We start from the raw sequence: 15,457 nt of genomic DNA on the forward strand, positions 1-15,457 counted from the left end.
TCCCCCCGCCGCACGATTTGGAGGGCGTACCGTGCACCGCCGGCACAACGGGCTCAGGACGGCGGTCCTCCTCGGGGGACTGTCCGCACTCATCATCGTCATCGGCAGCTTCTTCGGCCGTATGGGCCTCGTTGTCGCTGTCGTGATCGCGCTGGGCACCAACGCGTACGCGTACTGGAACAGCGACAAGCTCGCCCTGCGCGCGATGCGGGCCCGCCCCGTGAGCGAGTTCGAGGCCCCCGGCCTGTACCGCATGGTCCGCGAACTCTCCACCCAGGCCCGCCAGCCCATGCCCCGCCTGTACATCTCCCCGACCGAGGCGCCCAACGCCTTCGCCACCGGCCGCAACCCGCGCAACGCCGCCGTGTGCTGTACCGAAGGCATCCTGCGCCTGCTCGACGAGCGTGAACTGCGCGGCGTCATCGGCCATGAGCTCAGCCATGTCTACAACCGGGACATCCTGATCTCCTCGGTCGCCGGCGCCCTCGCCTCCGTGATCATGTTCCTGGTCAACTTCGCCTGGCTGATCCCGGTCGGCCGTTCCAGCGACGACGACGGCCCCGGCATCCTCGGCATGCTGCTGATCATGATTCTGGGCCCGCTCGCCGCCTCCCTCATCAAGCTGGCCATCAGCCGCTCCCGCGAGTACGAGGCCGATGCCTCCGGCGCTCAGCTGACCGGCGACCCTCTCGCCCTGGCAAGCGCCCTGCGTAAGCTGGAAACGGGCACCAAGCAGCTTCCCCTGCCCCCCGAGCCCCGCATCGAGACCGCCAGCCACATGATGATCGCGAACCCGTTCCGTCCGGGCCAGGGGTTCGCGAAGATGTTCTCGACCCACCCGCCCATGGCGGAACGCATTGCTCGACTCGAGAAGATGGCAGGTCGAACGCAGTGAAGACCATCCTGAACGTCATATGGCTCGTTCTGAGCGGCTTCTGGCTGTTCCTCGCCTACCTGCTCGCCGGCGTCCTGTTGTGCATCACGATCATCGGTATTCCTTTCGGCATCGCCGCCTTCCGGATCGGCGTCTATGCCCTGTGGCCGTTCGGGTACACGGCGGTCAAGCGCAGGGACGCGGGTGCCGCCTCCTGCGTCGGCAACGTGCTGTGGGTGGTCCTCGCGGGCTGGTGGCTGGCCATCGGCCACATCGTCACCGGCCTCGCCCTGTGCGTGACGGTCATCGGCATCCCGCTCGGCATCGCCAACTTCAAGCTGATCCCGGTCTCGTTGTTCCCGATGGGCCGCGAGATCGTACGCACCGACCAGCCGTTCGCGTCCCGCTAGTCCCGCCGGTTCGACTCGGTTTTCCACAGCCCGCAAGCGTGCCGACGAGGGTTTTCCACAGGCTTCCACGACTGTCAGCGGCGGCGTGCATCATGGATTCATGACTGATTGTGAGCATTCGCTGACACTTGGTGGTGGCCAAGTCCCGGGTGACCCAGAAGGCCGGGCCCCACCCGGAACGCCACCTGTTCCTGCCCCGCCATGGAGCTGCCCTGCCGGCCCCCGGCCCGCCCGGACCCGGGACGGTCTACCGCCCGGCAGCCCTCCACCGCCGTACCCCGTAAGCGGCCGCACCCACCGCCAGCACCCCCGCGCCGACGGCCACGGACATTCCCGGCAGCGAGAACGCCAGCACCAGACACCCGGCGAGCCCGACCGCCGGCAGTACCCGCGCCACCGGTCCCGGCCGAAGCGTCCAGGCCGACGCGTTGGCCACCGCGTAGTACGCCAGCACCCCGAAGGAGGAGAACCCGATCGCGCCCCGTACATCCACCGTGGCGGCCAGGACGGCGACCACCGCTCCCACGGCCAGCTCCGCCCGGTGCGGTACCTGGAACCGGGGATGGACGGCGGCCAGTGCGCCCGGCAGATGCCGGTCCCGGGCCATGGCCAGCGTCGTCCGCGAGACACCCAGGATCAGAGCGAGCAACGAACCCAGCGCGGCCGCGGCCGCCCCCACCCGTACCACCGGTGTCATTTCCGGAACCCCGGCCGACCGCACCGCGTCGGCCAGCGGCGCGCCCGAGTCACCCAGCCCCTGTGCCCCCAACACCGAAAGGACGGCGACCGCGACAGCCACGTACACGACCAGCGCGATACCCAACGCCAGCGGGATCGCGCGCGGGACGGTGCGCGCCGGATCCCGTACCTCCTCGCCGAGGGTCGCGATCCGTGCGTACCCGGCGAAGGCGAAGAACAGCAGACCGGCCGCCTGGAGCACGCCACCCGCGCCGCCCGGTGCCGCGAAGGAGAGGCGCCCTGCGTCGGCCTGCCCCGAGGTCAGGCACACGACCACCACGGAAGCGAGGACGGCGAGGACCACGGCCACGATCACCCGCGTCAGCCACGCGGACTTCTGCACGCCGCCGTAGTTCACCGCGGTCAGCGCCACGACAGCGGCGACCGCCACGGCGTTGGCCTGCCCCGGCCAGAGGTACGCGCCGACGGTGAGCGCCATCGCCGCGCAGGAGGTGGTCTTCCCGACCACGAACGCCCAGCCCGCGAGGAACCCCCAGAACTCGCCGAGCCGCTCCCGCCCGTAGACGTAGGTGCCGCCCGATTCGGGATACAGCACGGCCAGCCGTGCTGATGACGTGGCGTTGCAGTAGGCGACCACGGCGGCGACCGCGAGCCCGAGGAGCAGCCCGGAGCCGGCCGCCTGCGCCGCGGGCGCCAGAGCGGCGAAGATCCCGGCCCCCACCATGGAGCCGAGACCGATGACGACGGCGTCTCCCACGCCGAGCGTGCGGCGCAGTTCGGAACCGGAGTGGGCTGTCATGAGGCCGCACCCTACTGATCGCGGGAACCGTCGCACGTACACAAGCCGTCCTCCACCCCAGCACGGCATGAACGGAATACCGGGCCCGGAATCACCGCCGGGGCAGGTGAGAGCAGGGCACGAGAGGGCAGGGACAGGGCATGACGATCATTAGCTGGATCATTCTGGGACTGCTGGCCGGAGCGATCGCGAAGTTCCTGCTGCCGGGCCGCGACCCGGGCGGCTTCATCGGGACGACCCTCATCGGCGTCGCCGGAGCATTCATCGGCGGCTGGGTTTCGGCCCGTTGGCTCGACCACCCGATCACCAAGGACTTCTACGACGGCGCCACCTGGGCCGCCGCGATAGGCGGCTCCCTGGTCCTCCTGATCGCCTACCGACTCCTCTTCGGCCACTCACGCAACTGACGCCACCGGCATCTCGGGAAACAGCCGACAGCCGAGCAGGGTGGGTGCCCGGAGACACCCACCCTCCCGCATACACGCATACACGCGATGCCCGAGGCGCACGCGGCTTCGTTCTCCGCCCGGACCTAGCGGTAGTTCACGAACTGCAGGGCGAAGTCGAAGTCCTGGCCCTTGAGCAGGGAGATGACGGCCTGCAGGTCGTCACGGCTCTTGGAGGAGACCCGGAGTTCCTCACCCTGAACCTGGGCCTTCACGGCCTTGGGGCCCTCGTCCCGGATGAGCTTCGCCACCTTCTTCGCGTTCTCCTGGGAGATACCCTCCTGGATCGACGCGAAGATCTTGTACTCCTTGCCGGAGAGCTGCGGCTCCCCGGCGTCCAGGGACTTCAACGAGATGCCACGCTTGATCAGCTTGGACTGGAAGACATCGAGGACAGCCTTCACCCGGTCCTCGGAGTTGGCCTCCAGGAGGATCTTCTCCCCGGACCATGAGATCGAGGCACCTACGCCCTTGAAGTCGTAGCGCTGCGAGATCTCCTTGGCGGTCTGGTTGAGGGCGTTGTCGACCTCCTGCCGCTCGACCTTCGAGACGATGTCGAAACTGGAGTCGGCCATGTCCTGTGGCTCCTTGTATCGGGGTTGGGTATGGGACTGGGAGCCGGATGCGTACCGGCTACCGGCGTATGTGGGCGGCCGTCGAGCCCGGCATCGGTCCCGGGCCGCATCCGTACAAGCCTAGCCACCCCGGGGTCCCCGGGTGGCGATCAATCGGGTGGCGAACCACCCCTCCCCATCAGGTATCGTTTACGTCGTTGCCACGGAGCACCGCCACAAGGCGGTTCGGGGGCAGCGACCTTGGCGGTGTGCCCGAGCGGCCAAAGGGAGCAGACTGTAAATCTGCCGGCTCAGCCTTCCCAGGTTCGAATCCTGGCGCCGCCACAAGACCGAAAGGGTCTGTGACCAGCAGAAATGCTGACCGCAGACCCTTTCGGCGTTGACGGGCCACGCTTGGCCGCTATGGGTGCTTTTCCCCAGTGTGTCTCACTCTGATTCGCGTGCTGGCCAGCGCGTGTGGGGCAGGCGTGGGGCAGCTTTCGGGCCCGCTAGGCGGGTTGACCGAAGTCATGTGCTGAACCCGGGGGCTGCCAAGGGGCCGATGGGCTGGGCCAGCTGCGCTGCGGGGCCCGTGAACTGCTTGGACAGCGGCGGACAGCCTGACTATCGTCCTGTCTGGCCCGCCGGTCGGCGAGCGTTTCGCTGCCCATGGGGGGGGGCTTGCTCAGCCATGTCCGACACTTCGCAGAACACATTCGATCCGCCTCCGGCGACCACCGGACACCTTCCGCCGTACGTCGCGCCGTTCCGATCGCCGAGGGGTCTCGCGACGGCGCTCACCGCACTCTTCAGCCTCACTATCGGGGTGGACCTGCTCGCCGCTGTCTTCGACGTCAATATGTGGCGGCTGATGGACGAGATACTGGGCGGCGGGTCCGTCGAGGACGCCGATCTGACGCGGGCCGACTACCTCCAGGCTGTGGGAGGCGTGCTGCAAGTGACGCTCCTGGTGGCGACGGCTGTGGTCTTCGTCATCTGGTTCTACCGGGTGCGCAGGAACGCCGACTTCTTCGCGCTCGACTCCTGCGAGATGAAGAGCGGCTGGGCCATCGGCGCCTGGTTCATACCGATCGGCAACCTATGGTTGCCGCGCAAGGTCGCGGGCGAGGTGTGGAACGCCAGCACTGACTGGGACTCCGAGGCGCGCCGCACGTCCCGCACCCCGATGAACGTCTGGTGGGCGTTGTTCGTGGCGACATGGTTGGTCGACCGGGTCGCAGGCTCGGCCTATGAGGACGCCGCCAGCGCGGCGAAGTTGAAGCAGGCCGCGGGAATGATGATGTTCTCCGACGTCCTCGACGCGGTGGCAGCAGTCTTCGCGCTCCTCTTCGTACGGAAGCTGACCCGCATGCAACTCGACAAGGCGACCGCGCGCCAAGAGCAGATCCTGCCGCAGACCCAACCGTAGTCCTGACGGGTCGGGCGAGGTCAGATGCCCGCGTTCTAGGCTACCAAGGCACCAACCTGAATGAGAGCACGAGGATCAGCACCGCGCTTTCTCCAGGCCGCTTAGAGGGCGCGCGGATAGGCGTGGTCGAGTACTCCCGGGCGGTGGGCGGGCACAGGTCGAGGCGATCATGGAGTTATTACGCTCTGTGACCACCGGAGAGACCTGTGCCTGTACTGCCATCATGGCTGGCCGAACCGCTGTGGAACCAATTCGCGGCACTGTTGCCGAAGCGGCCGGTCTATCACCCGGATCATCCCCTGGGTTGCCATCGTCCCCGGATCAGCGACCGGGTCGTCTTCGACAAGCTGCTGCAACTGCTGCGGTTCGGTTGCTCCTACGAGGCGATCGCTGATACCACGTGTTCCGCCAGTACGATCCGCAGCCGTCGCGACGAATGGATCCGGCTCGGGGTGTTCAGCCGCTTCAAGCAGATCGCGCTGGAGTCCTACGACCGGATTGTCGGCCTCGTCCTCGACCAGATAGCAATCGACGGTGCCATCACCAAGGCCCCCGGCGGCGGCGAGGTCGCTGGCCGTTCCCCGGTCGACCGGGGCAAGCAGGGGCTGAAACGCTCCGGCATGACCGATGGGTACGGCATCCCGCTGGGACGGGTCTTGAGCGGAGCCAACCGCCACGACTCCCCACTGCTGGCCCCCACCCTGGACCTCCTGGACGGTCTTGGCCCACTGCCCGATGAGATCACCGTGCACCTGGACGCCGGCTACGACTCCGCCGCTACCCGTGCCGAACTTGACGGACGCGGCCTGCACGGCAGGATCGCTCACAAAGGCGAGAAGGCCCCGATCCAGGCCGGCCAGCGTTGGCACATCGAACGCACCCACGCCTGGCAGAACAGTTTCCACCGCCTCGCCCGCTGCCACGAACGCCGCACCATCGTCATCGACGCCTTCTTCGACCTCGCCGACACGGTCATCGCCGTCCGCGGTCTCATTCGCCGCTCCTGGAAAACCCACCGCTGGGACGCGCGGCCTTCTCGGTGCCCGTGACCCTCACCGCGGGCCGACATCGGGAGGCGTACGAGCGAGAATGGGCGCCACCATGGACGACAAGACACCACGACCCAGGTGGCGATTCACCCTGCCCTGGGGAATCCTCGACGTGTTCGCCGACGGCCCCGTCCCCTTGGCGCTGCAACCCACTGCCGCAGTCCTCGCTCACATGGAAGACCGCTTCCGTCCCGCGCTGCTCCGCCCGCACCGATGGCCGGAGGGCGCCTACGCGGCAGTCTGGCCTGCAAACCGACCGGTGCCTGAGCATGCCGAAACTTCAACCGAACCGGGCTTGCAGAAGTTGGAAGACGTCGTCCTCGCCGAGATCCACCCCCTGGCCTGCCACGTCTGCACGGCACGCTTCCAAGCGGTCTACCCAGCCCCGGGCATCCCGTTCTTCGGTCCCCACCTGGCAGCACACCAACTGATCCGCGGATGCACCGTCTGCGGCAGCGACTTCGCAACCTCCCGGCTCCAGGCTCTCGCCCTGCTACCGGCCCCGTAACAATCAGCCTGTCACAATCCGTCACCGTGGCACGAAATACAGACCCTGATTCGCTGTCCCCGGCTTCACCAATCCGCGTGAGTTCTTAGCCGCCGTTCTTCAGGGCCCGTTCGATTCGGGCGTTCGCCGTGGCGGCAGCGTCGTCCAGGCACTTCGCGTACACCCGGAACAGCACTGCCACACTGTGGCCGGCGCGCGCGGCGACGACCTGTGGTTCCACCCCAGAGCTGAGCCATGTGGAGACGGCAGCGTGGCGGAGATCATAGGGACGCTTGGCCAACTGCGACGCGCGCTGAGCGGGTGTGAGGGCGCGTAAGCGAGCCTCGGCCCAGACTTCGCCGTATCCGGTGTCCTGGACGAGTCCGCCGCGCTGGGTCCGGAACAGCCGGCCGTCGGGGGCGACGCCGTAGGCGGTGACGTGCCACCGCAGCAGGGCGACAAGGTCAGGCGGAATCGGCACGGTGCGGACCGCCTTCCGGGGTCGGTGCTTGAGCCCGCGCCGGTCGTGTGCTTCACCGCTGTCGGTCCACGCCGACCCCGAGCGCGGGCGGGTCTCCCGGAGCCGCAGGGTTCCCCACCCACGGCGGGGCAGGTCGCAGTCCGACAGACGGAGGCCGATGACTTCGGCCGGCCGCGCCGCCGCGTAGTACATGCACCCGAAGAACGCCACCAGACGGCGCCCACGTGGGCTCTGCGTGCGCACGGCATCGAGCAGGGCGAGAGCCTGGCGAGGGTCCGGGACAGAGGCAAGGTCCAGTTCCTCGGCCACCTGCTCCGGAGCCTTCCACTGCACCTGCGGCAGCGGGTTGTCCATGAGACGGCCGGCGTCGACGGCGTAGCCAAGCGCGTTGTGGAAGATGGCCCGCTTGCGACGGATGGTCGACGCGGATGCCGTGGCGCCGTCCAGCTTCTTGGTCAGGGCGTCCAGGGCGGCGCGTACCTGCATGCGGTCGGCAAGCGCGGACGTGGGGAGGGACTTCCGCTCGAACCAGGCGAGCACCGCGGCGACTTCGGCCGGGGGCTCCTCACTGCGGCGGCTCACGTTGAATGCCCAGCTGTAGAGAGCCGTCCGCACCGTTCTGGCATCGGCCATGCCCGCTGTGTCCTTCACCAGGGCGGGCGTGACTGTGGCCATGGCTTCGGCAAGCGTTCGCCGGGTCGACCCGGGGGAGTGCTGCCACTTCATCTCGATGTATTCGCGTGCGTGGCGGTACCAACTGACGTCGTTGCGCTGCCGCAGTTCGGCGACCGGCATCCCGGTCGACTCGTCGAAGGGTTCACCGGCGTGCGCGGCTCGCAGCAGCTCGGCCCGCCGGCCCTCGGCCAGTGTCTTGGTGCGGAACGTTTGGGAGTGCGGAGTCTCACCAGTCTTCCAGCGCAGTTCCGCAGATGCCTGCCGGCGGTCCTTCCGTTGCCGAACGGCCCAGATACGAACGTCGTACGTCTTCCCCATCGGGGGCCTTCCTACGAAAGGGGCCCGGCTAGTGCCGGGCCCCTCGGTGGTGTTGGCGAATCGGTGATGTCAGTAGGCGGGCGAGTCGAGGTTGCTGAGCCACATGTCGAGGTCGCTACGACGCACCCGCAGGTGCCCGTTCGGCAGTTTCACCAGCCGCGGCGCCTGCCCACGGGCGCGCATGCGGTAGAAGGCGGCGCGGCTCATGCCGATCTCGGAGAGGACTTCGGGGAGCTTGAGCATTTTGGTGCCGACCAAGGTGGTGACTCCTTCTCGGAGGTGAGGGGTCTGGGGGCCGTCTCAGAAGTCCGCTACATCCGCTACAGCGCTACATCGCAGGTCAGCGGGTGGTTTTTTGTAGCGGACGGGTGGCGTGTAGCGGCTACGCACGCGCTACGGGGTAGCGGACGTAGCCGCTACACGTTGGGTGCCGCTACAGATTCAGGGGCTCTGAGCTGGGCTGTAGCGGTGTAGCGGATGTAGCGGAGTCCTGGGGAGGGGGCGGGCAGTAGCGGGCCCACGCGTCTTCCAGGTCGGCGGCGTGGAATCCCTTGAGGACTCCGCCGGCGGTGCGGATGTTGCGGGAGCGGATCGGCTCGTTGTCGGCCGTCATGTACTCCCCGAGCATCCGGGACAGGCGTCGGTTGTCGAGCGGCTTGCCGTTCAGGTCGGCCCAGGGTGCGTCGTCGAGGGCGTTGAGCCGGTCGATGATGGCGATGGTGGGAAGGCGGTCGATGCCGATGAGGACGTGGTCGCGCAGGTCGGTGAGCAGCCGGATGCCGAGGCTGTGTTTGTCGGTGTACTGCGCGGCCTTGACCAGCGTCATGCACGCCTCGCGGGCCCGGTGGGGCCAGTCGCCCCCGGCGGCGTCGGCGACGGCGAGCAGGGGTTCCCACACGTCGGCGGGCCGGTCGGTGACCCCGTCGGGCATCTGGGGCCACGCGCCGGTGACCTGGGCGCGGGCGTGTTCGGCCCACTGTGCGAGCCGGTCGCGCAGCTTGTGCCCCTCGGCTTCATGGATGCGGGCCCGGAAGGGTTCCACCTTCTCGTTGCGGGCGCGGCGGCGCATGCGGATGACGACGGAGCGGGTCAGGATCGTGTCCGGCAGCGACCCGAGACCGGCGACCGCGACCGCGCAGTACGAGGGGAAGGCCTGCACGGTCTGGTTCCCTCCGTCCCCGATGCACCGGTAGGTGACCCCGGAGCGGCGGTGACCGGCGTTGAGGAATGTCGGGGGCGTCTGAACTCGGGTTCTGGATCACTTTTGGTGCAGGACTGACGGACGGTCACCGTCACGGGGTGTCCGGCACGGTCAGCGGCTGAGGAGGATGCGCTTTCGCAGGAGGTCCACGCCGGCCCGGCCGAACATCTGTCGCTTCAGCATCTTGATCCGGTTCACCTGCCCCTCCACTGCGCCCGAACTGAACGGCAGCGTCAACCCCGCCGTCACCGCCTCAAGATCAGACCTGATCCCCACCACAAACGACTGCAACTCGGGCAGGTCGGTGGCGTGGGCCTCGGTGAGCCACTCGGTGAGGTGGTGGCCGGCGCGGTCGCGCATCATCTCCGCGAAGGAGCGGACATGTGCGGCGGCGGTGCTGAGCTGGGGACAGCGGGCGAGGATGCTCTTGATCTTGACGGTTTCCTCGGAGGTCAGGCTGTCGGGGTGCTTGGTGATCCAGCCCGTCACGTCCCGCACCGAGGGCGGCTTGGGCGCGCGGCCTGCTGGGTTCAGTCCGGATCGAAGCGGGCGCAGGTACTCGCGGACGATCGTGCACTGGCCCCGGAATCCGGCGGACCTGATCTCCTCGAACAGTGTTCGGGCGTTGGTGCAGCCTTCCTGCCAGCGCTGATGCAGGTAGGGCTTGAAGGGGTCCAGGATGCTGGGGAGGTTCTGCCACTTCCCTGTGCTGAGTTCTTCGGGGGTGGCGGCGCGGGCGAACCTGCGCACGGTGTTGCGGGCCAGGCCGAGTTCGTGGGCGATCGCACGCTGGCTGTGTCCCCGGTCGAGCAGGTCGTGGACTGCTCGGTGGCGCTCGCGGGTGCGGTCCGCGTAACGATGAGCGGATCCCACCACCTTGCCCGCCCGGGCGGCGCTCTCCAGTTCGGCGACCGCGGCTGCTGTGGCGGCCTGGGTCGGGACCTGGGCGGGTTCGCGCAGATCGGAGGAGTGGCGGGTGACGCATCTATCGACGGCTTCGCAGAGGTTGTGCCACAGGTGCCACCTGTCGGCGACCTGGACCGCGGCGGGTGCGCCGAGTCGGGAGCCCTCGGCGTAGGCGCTGGCTCGGTCGCGGCAGATGACCTCCACTCCGGGATGGTCGACCAGCCACCGGGTCAAGGTGGCTGCTTCCCGATCAGGGAGTACGTCCACGGGCCGGCGTGTCTCGACGTTGATCAGGATGGTTCCGTAGACATGCCCCTTACGCAGGGCGAAGTCGTCGACCCCCAGCACCCGGGGCGTGGATATCTGTGGGTCGGGCAGCGCCCGGATCAGACGCAGCAGGGTGGAGCGGCTGACTGAGGTGTCGAGTGCTTTGGCCAGCCGGGCCCCGGCCCTGCCCGCGAGCATCAGAGCGATGGCCTGCAGGTTCGTGTGCAGGCGAGCACTTCGGCGCCCGTGGCGGAAGGTCAGGCCGGCGACCTGCTCGACGAAGGTCGTGCGTGGGCACCAGGCCGTCGCGCAGCGGAACCGCCGGACCCGCAGCCGGACGACGACACGGCGGCCACCCACCGCCGCGTCCGTGAGCCGGCGTTCGTAGCCGCTGTGGACCCGCAGCGACAGCGCGCCGCAGGTCGGACACCCCGCCCCGGTCGCGCAGGTCCGTGCCGCTACCTGCACTTCGTCCCCGACGAGTTGGACGTCCTGCACCAGCAGGCCGTCCAGGTCTGGGAAAAGCACGTCTTCCACGATCACGTCGCTCATCGTCACACCAGCTGGGACCCCCGCCGACCAGAGACCGAAAGTGATCACAAGAGGTTGCAGTCGTTTGTGGTGGGGATCAGGTCTGATCTTGAGGCGGTGACGGCGGGGTTGACGCTGCCGTTCAGTTCGGGCGCAGTGGAGGGGCAGGTGAACCGGATCAAGATGCTGAAGCGACAGATGTTCGGCCGGGCCGGCGTGGACCTCCTGCGAAAGCGCATCCTCCTCAGCCGCTGACCGTGCCGGACACCCCGTGACGGTGACCGTCCGTCAGTCCTGCACCAAAAGTGATCCAGAACCACGGTTCAAGCGACGCCGACAGCCGGGCTGGGTTCAGCGCTTCGTGTGGCCCCTGACATCCACCGCTGACATCAACGGCGGTGGATGTCAGCGGACTCGCGTGGCCCCTGGGAGACGACGCGACGGCATGCTTCTTGGCTGAGTAGCGTCCGGATCGAACTCCTAATGCGGTGCTCACGCACGAGCGCCCTCCCGGGCCGTCCGGGGGTCGTGAAAGGGCTCAATGGTGACCAACATCGACAGCTGTCGCCAGCTCGACAGCAGGTCGGGGCGTTGATCGATTAGGCGGCCGCAGGTCACGGCAGCCGGTGATCAGTTGTCGGCGTACTGATCGCACCCGCCGCTTACGGCCCGCCGGTGAAGAAGCCGGACTTCAGGTCCCCGATGACGGCGTCGAGTGGATGCCCACTGACGATCAACGGTCCACTCCAGGGCGCGCTGAGTGCGAAGAGCAACGCCAGGCTCAGCCCGACCACACTTGCCACACCCGCGACGAGCAGTGACGTTCGCAGGCTGCTGCGGAAGACCAGTGCGCCGGAGTTCACGATCAAGGCCAGTCCGCTGACCACAAGCGTGACGACGTAGAGCGTGGGAACGTCGCGCGAGGCGGCCGCGATGCGGGCGCGACGACTATTGGTGACACCGTCCAGGGAAACCACCAGCTCCGTGCCTGTCGTGGTTCCCACCTCGGGCCGGGCTGCCTCGGTGCGCACGCTCCGCTCCAGCCATGCGATCGCGCGAGCGGTGGCAGGGTCGTCACCGGACGCCGCTGCTGGACTCTTCCATTCCTTGGCACGCGTGGTCTGCAAGTAGTCCAGCAGTGCCGCATGGATCGGCTCCGACTGGACTCGCGGACTTGTCGCCGCCCATGCCAGGCGGGAGGCCGCGGCCGCCTCGTCGCTCACCAGCCCCTCGGCTGCGCGCAGGTAGCCAGCCTCGCTGGCCAGTGAGAGTGCCGCAAAGATCGCGAAGGCAGCGCCGAGCGTCGGCATCAGGGGCGTGGCGATCTGCGGCACCCGGTCCCGTTCCTCGGCCGGTACGAGCGCCCGGACGCCGATCCGCGCCACGGCCGCGACCAGTAAGGCAAGTAAGAGCCCGCCCACAACCAGCACCGCCGCCGGCAGCGAAGTCAACCAGTCCACCACATCACCTACAGCGCGTTCCCGCGAGCGTCCCACGGCGGCGGCACATCGGCCCCCGCGACCTGGAACTCCTCGTCGATCACTTTCAATGAACGCTCCATGGTCACAGGTCGAAGGCCTTTGACGCTCGCGACGCCCGGCACGGCATCTCGCTTCGTCGGCCAAACAGCCGAGTACGGCCCAGTACGAGGCTGTACTGACAACGACCGCCGCGCCCGTCTCACTTTCCGTCTCATTCGGCCTGGTTCACCGTCATTCAGCCGAGACCGGAAGCCGATCTCCATCCGGTGGCGAGCCGCCCATGAATGCAGGTGAACGCCCCCGTACACACACCCACACCCAACCAACACAGTTGGAAAGCGTGCGCCCTGCATCAGCAGGTGCGAGTGCCGGCAAGCCACGTCCTCCAAACGTGTCGGGTGTTCGGCACCTCGGGATGGTCCAGGAGCCAGAGAACGTAGCCCGAGTGGAGCTGTGCCCACGAGTTCCCCGAGCGATGAGCCCTGTGGAGCCTGCCGCGCAGCTCGTCTCCGTCTACCGCCCGGGCCACACGCACGTATTCACGGTCCTTGCACCGATAGGGTCGCTGGACAGCGAGGTCGACCAGATCGACGAGTTTCGTTCTCACCTGGTCGTCGTGGTTGGCAGTGGCCAGCTTCCTGATCAGAGATTGCTTCGTACCCCACGCCTTCGCGTGCTGGGTCCACTCCTGTGGGTACCGGGCCTCCCATTCCAGGAACAGCAGGGCGAAGGGCAGCCCCGCCCACGTGTTGATCTCCCCGGGGGGCTGCCTGCTCCACAGGGCTTCGGGCAGACAGCGACTTGCGGCCTCGTCGTAAGCCTCCTGGGCAGCTGCCCGGTCCCGCGCCTTGAACCGCAACCGAGGGGCCGGGAGCCAAGCCTTGGTGACCCGGAGACGAGCAGACTCGACCTCTCCTCGGGCACTGGCCAGTCGATCAAGGGCAGCGGCACGTTCGGCAGGGTCCGGTGCTATCAAGCCGTAAGCCCACGCCAAACGCTCAGTCCACCCGTGGTCGTCGTCGACGCCCGAGCCTGCCCTCTCTGTCACGCGGCAGATCATCGCCTGATCGGCACGCCGGCGCGATCCCTTATCCGCATGGCAGCGAAGGCGAGGTGACATCAACGACGCCGGACGGGGACGTACACCAGCGTCTCTGTCCGGCCGTCGCACCAGCCGCCGACAGAGCTGCGGGATCGGATCGAACTTCTTAATGCGGTGTTCTCGGGGGCTTTCCCCCAGGTGTGCCCCAGCGGCCTCCAGTGGTGGAGAAGCCGCAGGTGAGCGGGGTTGAGGGGAGCCCGCTGTAAATCTGCCGGCTCAGCCTTCCCAGGTTCGAATCCTGGCGCCGTCACAAGGTGAACGAGGGGCCCGTTACCTGCTGAAACAGGTAACGGGCCCCTCGTCATGCCATCTCGGAGGTGGCCCCTGTTTCACCCTGTTTCGCGTTCGAACAATCCGTCTCGGAGTGTGTGGACGCGTGGCGTCCAGCGGAGTAGGTGGGTCTCTCAAGGTCTGCGTGGAAGCGGCCCGCCCCGGGATGTGTCGGTGCCCATGGTCACTGTCCGGTGGTCACTGTCCGGCCGGCCAGGACGGTCGTAGCCGCGGAGACTCTTCGACGCGAAGTGCAGCGGGCGTCATGATCGTGGGGCGTTCGGTGGAGATCCGGCGTGCGGACCGGGAACGACAGCACAGCGGCATGCCCTGGCCGGTCGTGGAAACGGTTCGGCTTGGGCGCGGCCTTGCGCTTGCTCCCCTTCGGGGAAGCGAGGAACCCGACGCCCTCGGGAGCGACGTCCACCACGCCGCGGGAGTGGGCCGACTGGGCCGTGACCGGTCTCCTCGTCATGGCGTGTGTGGAAGTCGGGAGGCTCGGGGACACTGGCGGGATGTCGTCGCGTCGTAGGGGTTGTCCCGAGTGTCGTCGTGAGATCGCCGTCGTCGCCGGGCGGTACGCGCGTCACGATCCGCCCGGCGCCCGGGGGAGCGGGGAACTCACCTCGTGCCCGGGGTCCCGCCGGTACGCCCAGGCCGGCGCCGAACAGCCGTCGCTGGACGGATACGTCGTACCGGAGTTTCCGGGGCAGATGCCGCTGTTCTAGCCGTCCTCGAGAAGCTTTCCGGATCCTCCCGGCTCCCCCCGCGGCTCACTCGCCCGCCACCGCCTTCACCGCCACCGGGACCGGCACGGGGCCGCTGATCAGTTCCAGGGTCAGGCCGGCCGTCGAGGAGCCCTCCACCAGCTCGGCCAGGACGGCGGCCACATCGTCGCGGGGGATCGGGCCGCGGCCGGTGTGGGCCTCCAGGCGGACCAGGCCGGTGCCGGCGTCGCCGGTGAGCAGGCCGGGGCGCAGGATCGTCCATTCGAGGGCGTCCAGGCCGCGGACGTACGAGTCGGCCTCGCCCTTGGCGCGCTGGTACACGTCGAAGACCTCGTCCCCCTCATGGGCCGGGTCCGCGCCCATCGACGAGACGACCACGAACCGCCGCACGCCCGCGCGGACCGCGGCGTCGGCGAAGAGGACCGCCGCGGCCTTGTCCACCGTCTCCTTGCGTGCCGCGCCGCTCCCCGGACCGGCGCCTGCGGCGAACACCGCGGCGTCCGCGCCCCGGAGTTGCTCCGCGACGTCCGCCACCGACGCCGACTCCAGGTCGAGTACGACCGGCTCGGCACCCAATTGTCGCAGCGCGTCGGCCTGTTCGGGCTTGCGGATGATGCCCGCCACTTCGTCCCCGCGCGCGGCGAGCAACCGCTCCAGCCGCAGCGCGATCTGACCATGACCACCAGCGATGACAATGCGCATGCCTTCGACCGTACGCCGCGACGATCGCATCCGCCGCACGGCACGGCC

General features: G+C 68.3%; 16 protein-coding genes, 1 tRNA gene and 1 pseudogene. 9 read left to right on the forward strand and 9 right to left on the reverse strand.

Features of this window, described 5'->3' with window-relative positions; translation table 11 throughout:
* Positions 1-31 precede the first annotated feature (31 nt).
* A complete protein-coding gene (gene htpX, locus ACFPZI_RS05405) occupies positions 32-895 on the forward strand; it encodes a zinc metalloprotease HtpX (protein ID WP_381358887.1) in 864 nt (287 codons plus the stop codon).
* Positions 892-1,284: a YccF domain-containing protein gene (locus ACFPZI_RS05410; RefSeq protein WP_381358890.1), complete on the forward strand. Its 393-nt coding sequence runs from the start codon at positions 892-894 to the stop codon at positions 1,282-1,284. Before htpX ends, ACFPZI_RS05410 begins: the two co-directional genes overlap by 4 nt.
* A 247-nt stretch (positions 1,285-1,531) precedes the next feature.
* On the opposite strand, the gene ACFPZI_RS05415 is transcribed toward ACFPZI_RS05410, so the two are convergent.
* Positions 1,532-2,782, reverse strand: a complete 1,251-nt coding sequence (locus ACFPZI_RS05415) for an APC family permease (RefSeq protein WP_381358893.1) — start codon at positions 2,780-2,782, stop codon at positions 1,532-1,534.
* A gap of 140 nt (positions 2,783-2,922) precedes the next feature.
* On the opposite strand from ACFPZI_RS05415, the gene ACFPZI_RS05420 reads away from it, so the two are divergent.
* Positions 2,923-3,189 (forward strand): GlsB/YeaQ/YmgE family stress response membrane protein, encoded by a 267-nt coding sequence (locus ACFPZI_RS05420; RefSeq protein ID WP_381358895.1) that lies wholly within the window; start codon positions 2,923-2,925, stop codon positions 3,187-3,189.
* Positions 3,190-3,314: 125 nt separating this feature from the next.
* On the opposite strand, the gene ACFPZI_RS05425 is transcribed toward ACFPZI_RS05420, so the two are convergent.
* The gene (locus ACFPZI_RS05425) at positions 3,315-3,803 is read right to left on the reverse strand and encodes a YajQ family cyclic di-GMP-binding protein (protein ID WP_381358897.1); all 489 of its coding nucleotides are present in this window, start codon (positions 3,801-3,803) and stop codon (positions 3,315-3,317) included.
* 242 nt (positions 3,804-4,045) lie between these two features.
* Here ACFPZI_RS05425 and ACFPZI_RS05430 point away from each other — a divergent pair.
* The 4 genes from ACFPZI_RS05430 to ACFPZI_RS05445 all read left to right on the forward strand — a co-directional run bounded on the left by ACFPZI_RS05430 (position 4,046) and on the right by ACFPZI_RS05445 (position 6,768).
* A tRNA-Tyr gene (locus ACFPZI_RS05430) sits at positions 4,046-4,127 on the forward strand.
* Between the two features lie 346 nt (positions 4,128-4,473).
* Complete coding sequence (locus ACFPZI_RS05435; RefSeq protein ID WP_332429983.1) at positions 4,474-5,211, forward strand: DUF4328 domain-containing protein; 738 nt, start codon at positions 4,474-4,476, stop codon at positions 5,209-5,211.
* Between the two features lie 206 nt (positions 5,212-5,417).
* Positions 5,418-6,260 carry an IS5 family transposase gene (locus tag ACFPZI_RS05440; RefSeq protein WP_381358900.1) on the forward strand — a complete coding sequence of 281 codons (843 nt, stop codon included), beginning with the start codon at positions 5,418-5,420 and terminating at the stop codon, positions 6,258-6,260.
* A 295-nt stretch (positions 6,261-6,555) separates the two neighbouring features.
* Positions 6,556-6,768: a hypothetical protein gene (locus tag ACFPZI_RS05445; protein ID WP_381358903.1), complete on the forward strand. Its 213-nt coding sequence runs from the start codon at positions 6,556-6,558 to the stop codon at positions 6,766-6,768.
* 85 nt (positions 6,769-6,853) lie between these two features.
* Here ACFPZI_RS05445 and ACFPZI_RS05450 read toward each other — a convergent pair whose 3' ends face one another.
* The 4 genes and pseudogenes from ACFPZI_RS05450 to ACFPZI_RS05465 form a co-directional block, all read right to left on the reverse strand.
* A complete protein-coding gene (locus tag ACFPZI_RS05450; protein WP_381358906.1) occupies positions 6,854-8,221 on the reverse strand; it encodes a tyrosine-type recombinase/integrase in 1,368 nt (455 codons plus the stop codon).
* A gap of 69 nt (positions 8,222-8,290) precedes the next feature.
* Positions 8,291-8,464: a helix-turn-helix transcriptional regulator gene (locus ACFPZI_RS05455; protein ID WP_381359515.1), complete on the reverse strand. Its 174-nt coding sequence runs from the start codon at positions 8,462-8,464 to the stop codon at positions 8,291-8,293.
* Positions 8,465-8,654: 190 nt separating this feature from the next.
* Positions 8,655-9,449: pseudogene (locus ACFPZI_RS05460) on the reverse strand (DUF3631 domain-containing protein); the annotation flags it as partial.
* An 84-nt stretch (positions 9,450-9,533) separates the two neighbouring features.
* Positions 9,534-11,147: an ISL3 family transposase gene (locus ACFPZI_RS05465; protein WP_381358909.1), complete on the reverse strand. Its 1,614-nt coding sequence runs from the start codon at positions 11,145-11,147 to the stop codon at positions 9,534-9,536.
* A gap of 66 nt (positions 11,148-11,213) precedes the next feature.
* Between ACFPZI_RS05465 and ACFPZI_RS05470 the strand changes: the two genes are divergently transcribed.
* Positions 11,214-11,381: a hypothetical protein gene (locus ACFPZI_RS05470; RefSeq protein ID WP_381359575.1), complete on the forward strand. Its 168-nt coding sequence runs from the start codon at positions 11,214-11,216 to the stop codon at positions 11,379-11,381.
* A gap of 407 nt (positions 11,382-11,788) precedes the next feature.
* On the opposite strand, the gene ACFPZI_RS05475 is transcribed toward ACFPZI_RS05470, so the two are convergent.
* On the reverse strand, positions 11,789-12,586 hold the full coding sequence (locus ACFPZI_RS05475; RefSeq protein ID WP_381358911.1) for a bestrophin-like domain: 798 nt from the start codon (positions 12,584-12,586) through the stop codon (positions 11,789-11,791).
* Between the two features lie 373 nt (positions 12,587-12,959).
* Positions 12,960-13,655, reverse strand: coding sequence for a hypothetical protein (locus ACFPZI_RS05480; protein ID WP_381358914.1), 696 nt, complete (start codon positions 13,653-13,655; stop codon positions 12,960-12,962).
* Between the two features lie 839 nt (positions 13,656-14,494).
* On the opposite strand from ACFPZI_RS05480, the gene ACFPZI_RS05485 reads away from it, so the two are divergent.
* Positions 14,495-14,707: a hypothetical protein gene (locus tag ACFPZI_RS05485; protein WP_381358917.1), complete on the forward strand. Its 213-nt coding sequence runs from the start codon at positions 14,495-14,497 to the stop codon at positions 14,705-14,707.
* 45 nt (positions 14,708-14,752) lie between these two features.
* Here ACFPZI_RS05485 and ACFPZI_RS05490 read toward each other — a convergent pair whose 3' ends face one another.
* Complete coding sequence (locus ACFPZI_RS05490) at positions 14,753-15,409, reverse strand: NAD(P)H-binding protein (RefSeq protein WP_381358919.1); 657 nt, start codon at positions 15,407-15,409, stop codon at positions 14,753-14,755.
* Positions 15,410-15,457: the final 48 nt, after the last annotated feature.

It is taken from the genome of Streptomyces chlorus (assembly GCF_042655885.1).
In the GTDB taxonomy this organism is placed as follows: domain Bacteria; phylum Actinomycetota; class Actinomycetes; order Streptomycetales; family Streptomycetaceae; genus Streptomyces; species Streptomyces chlorus.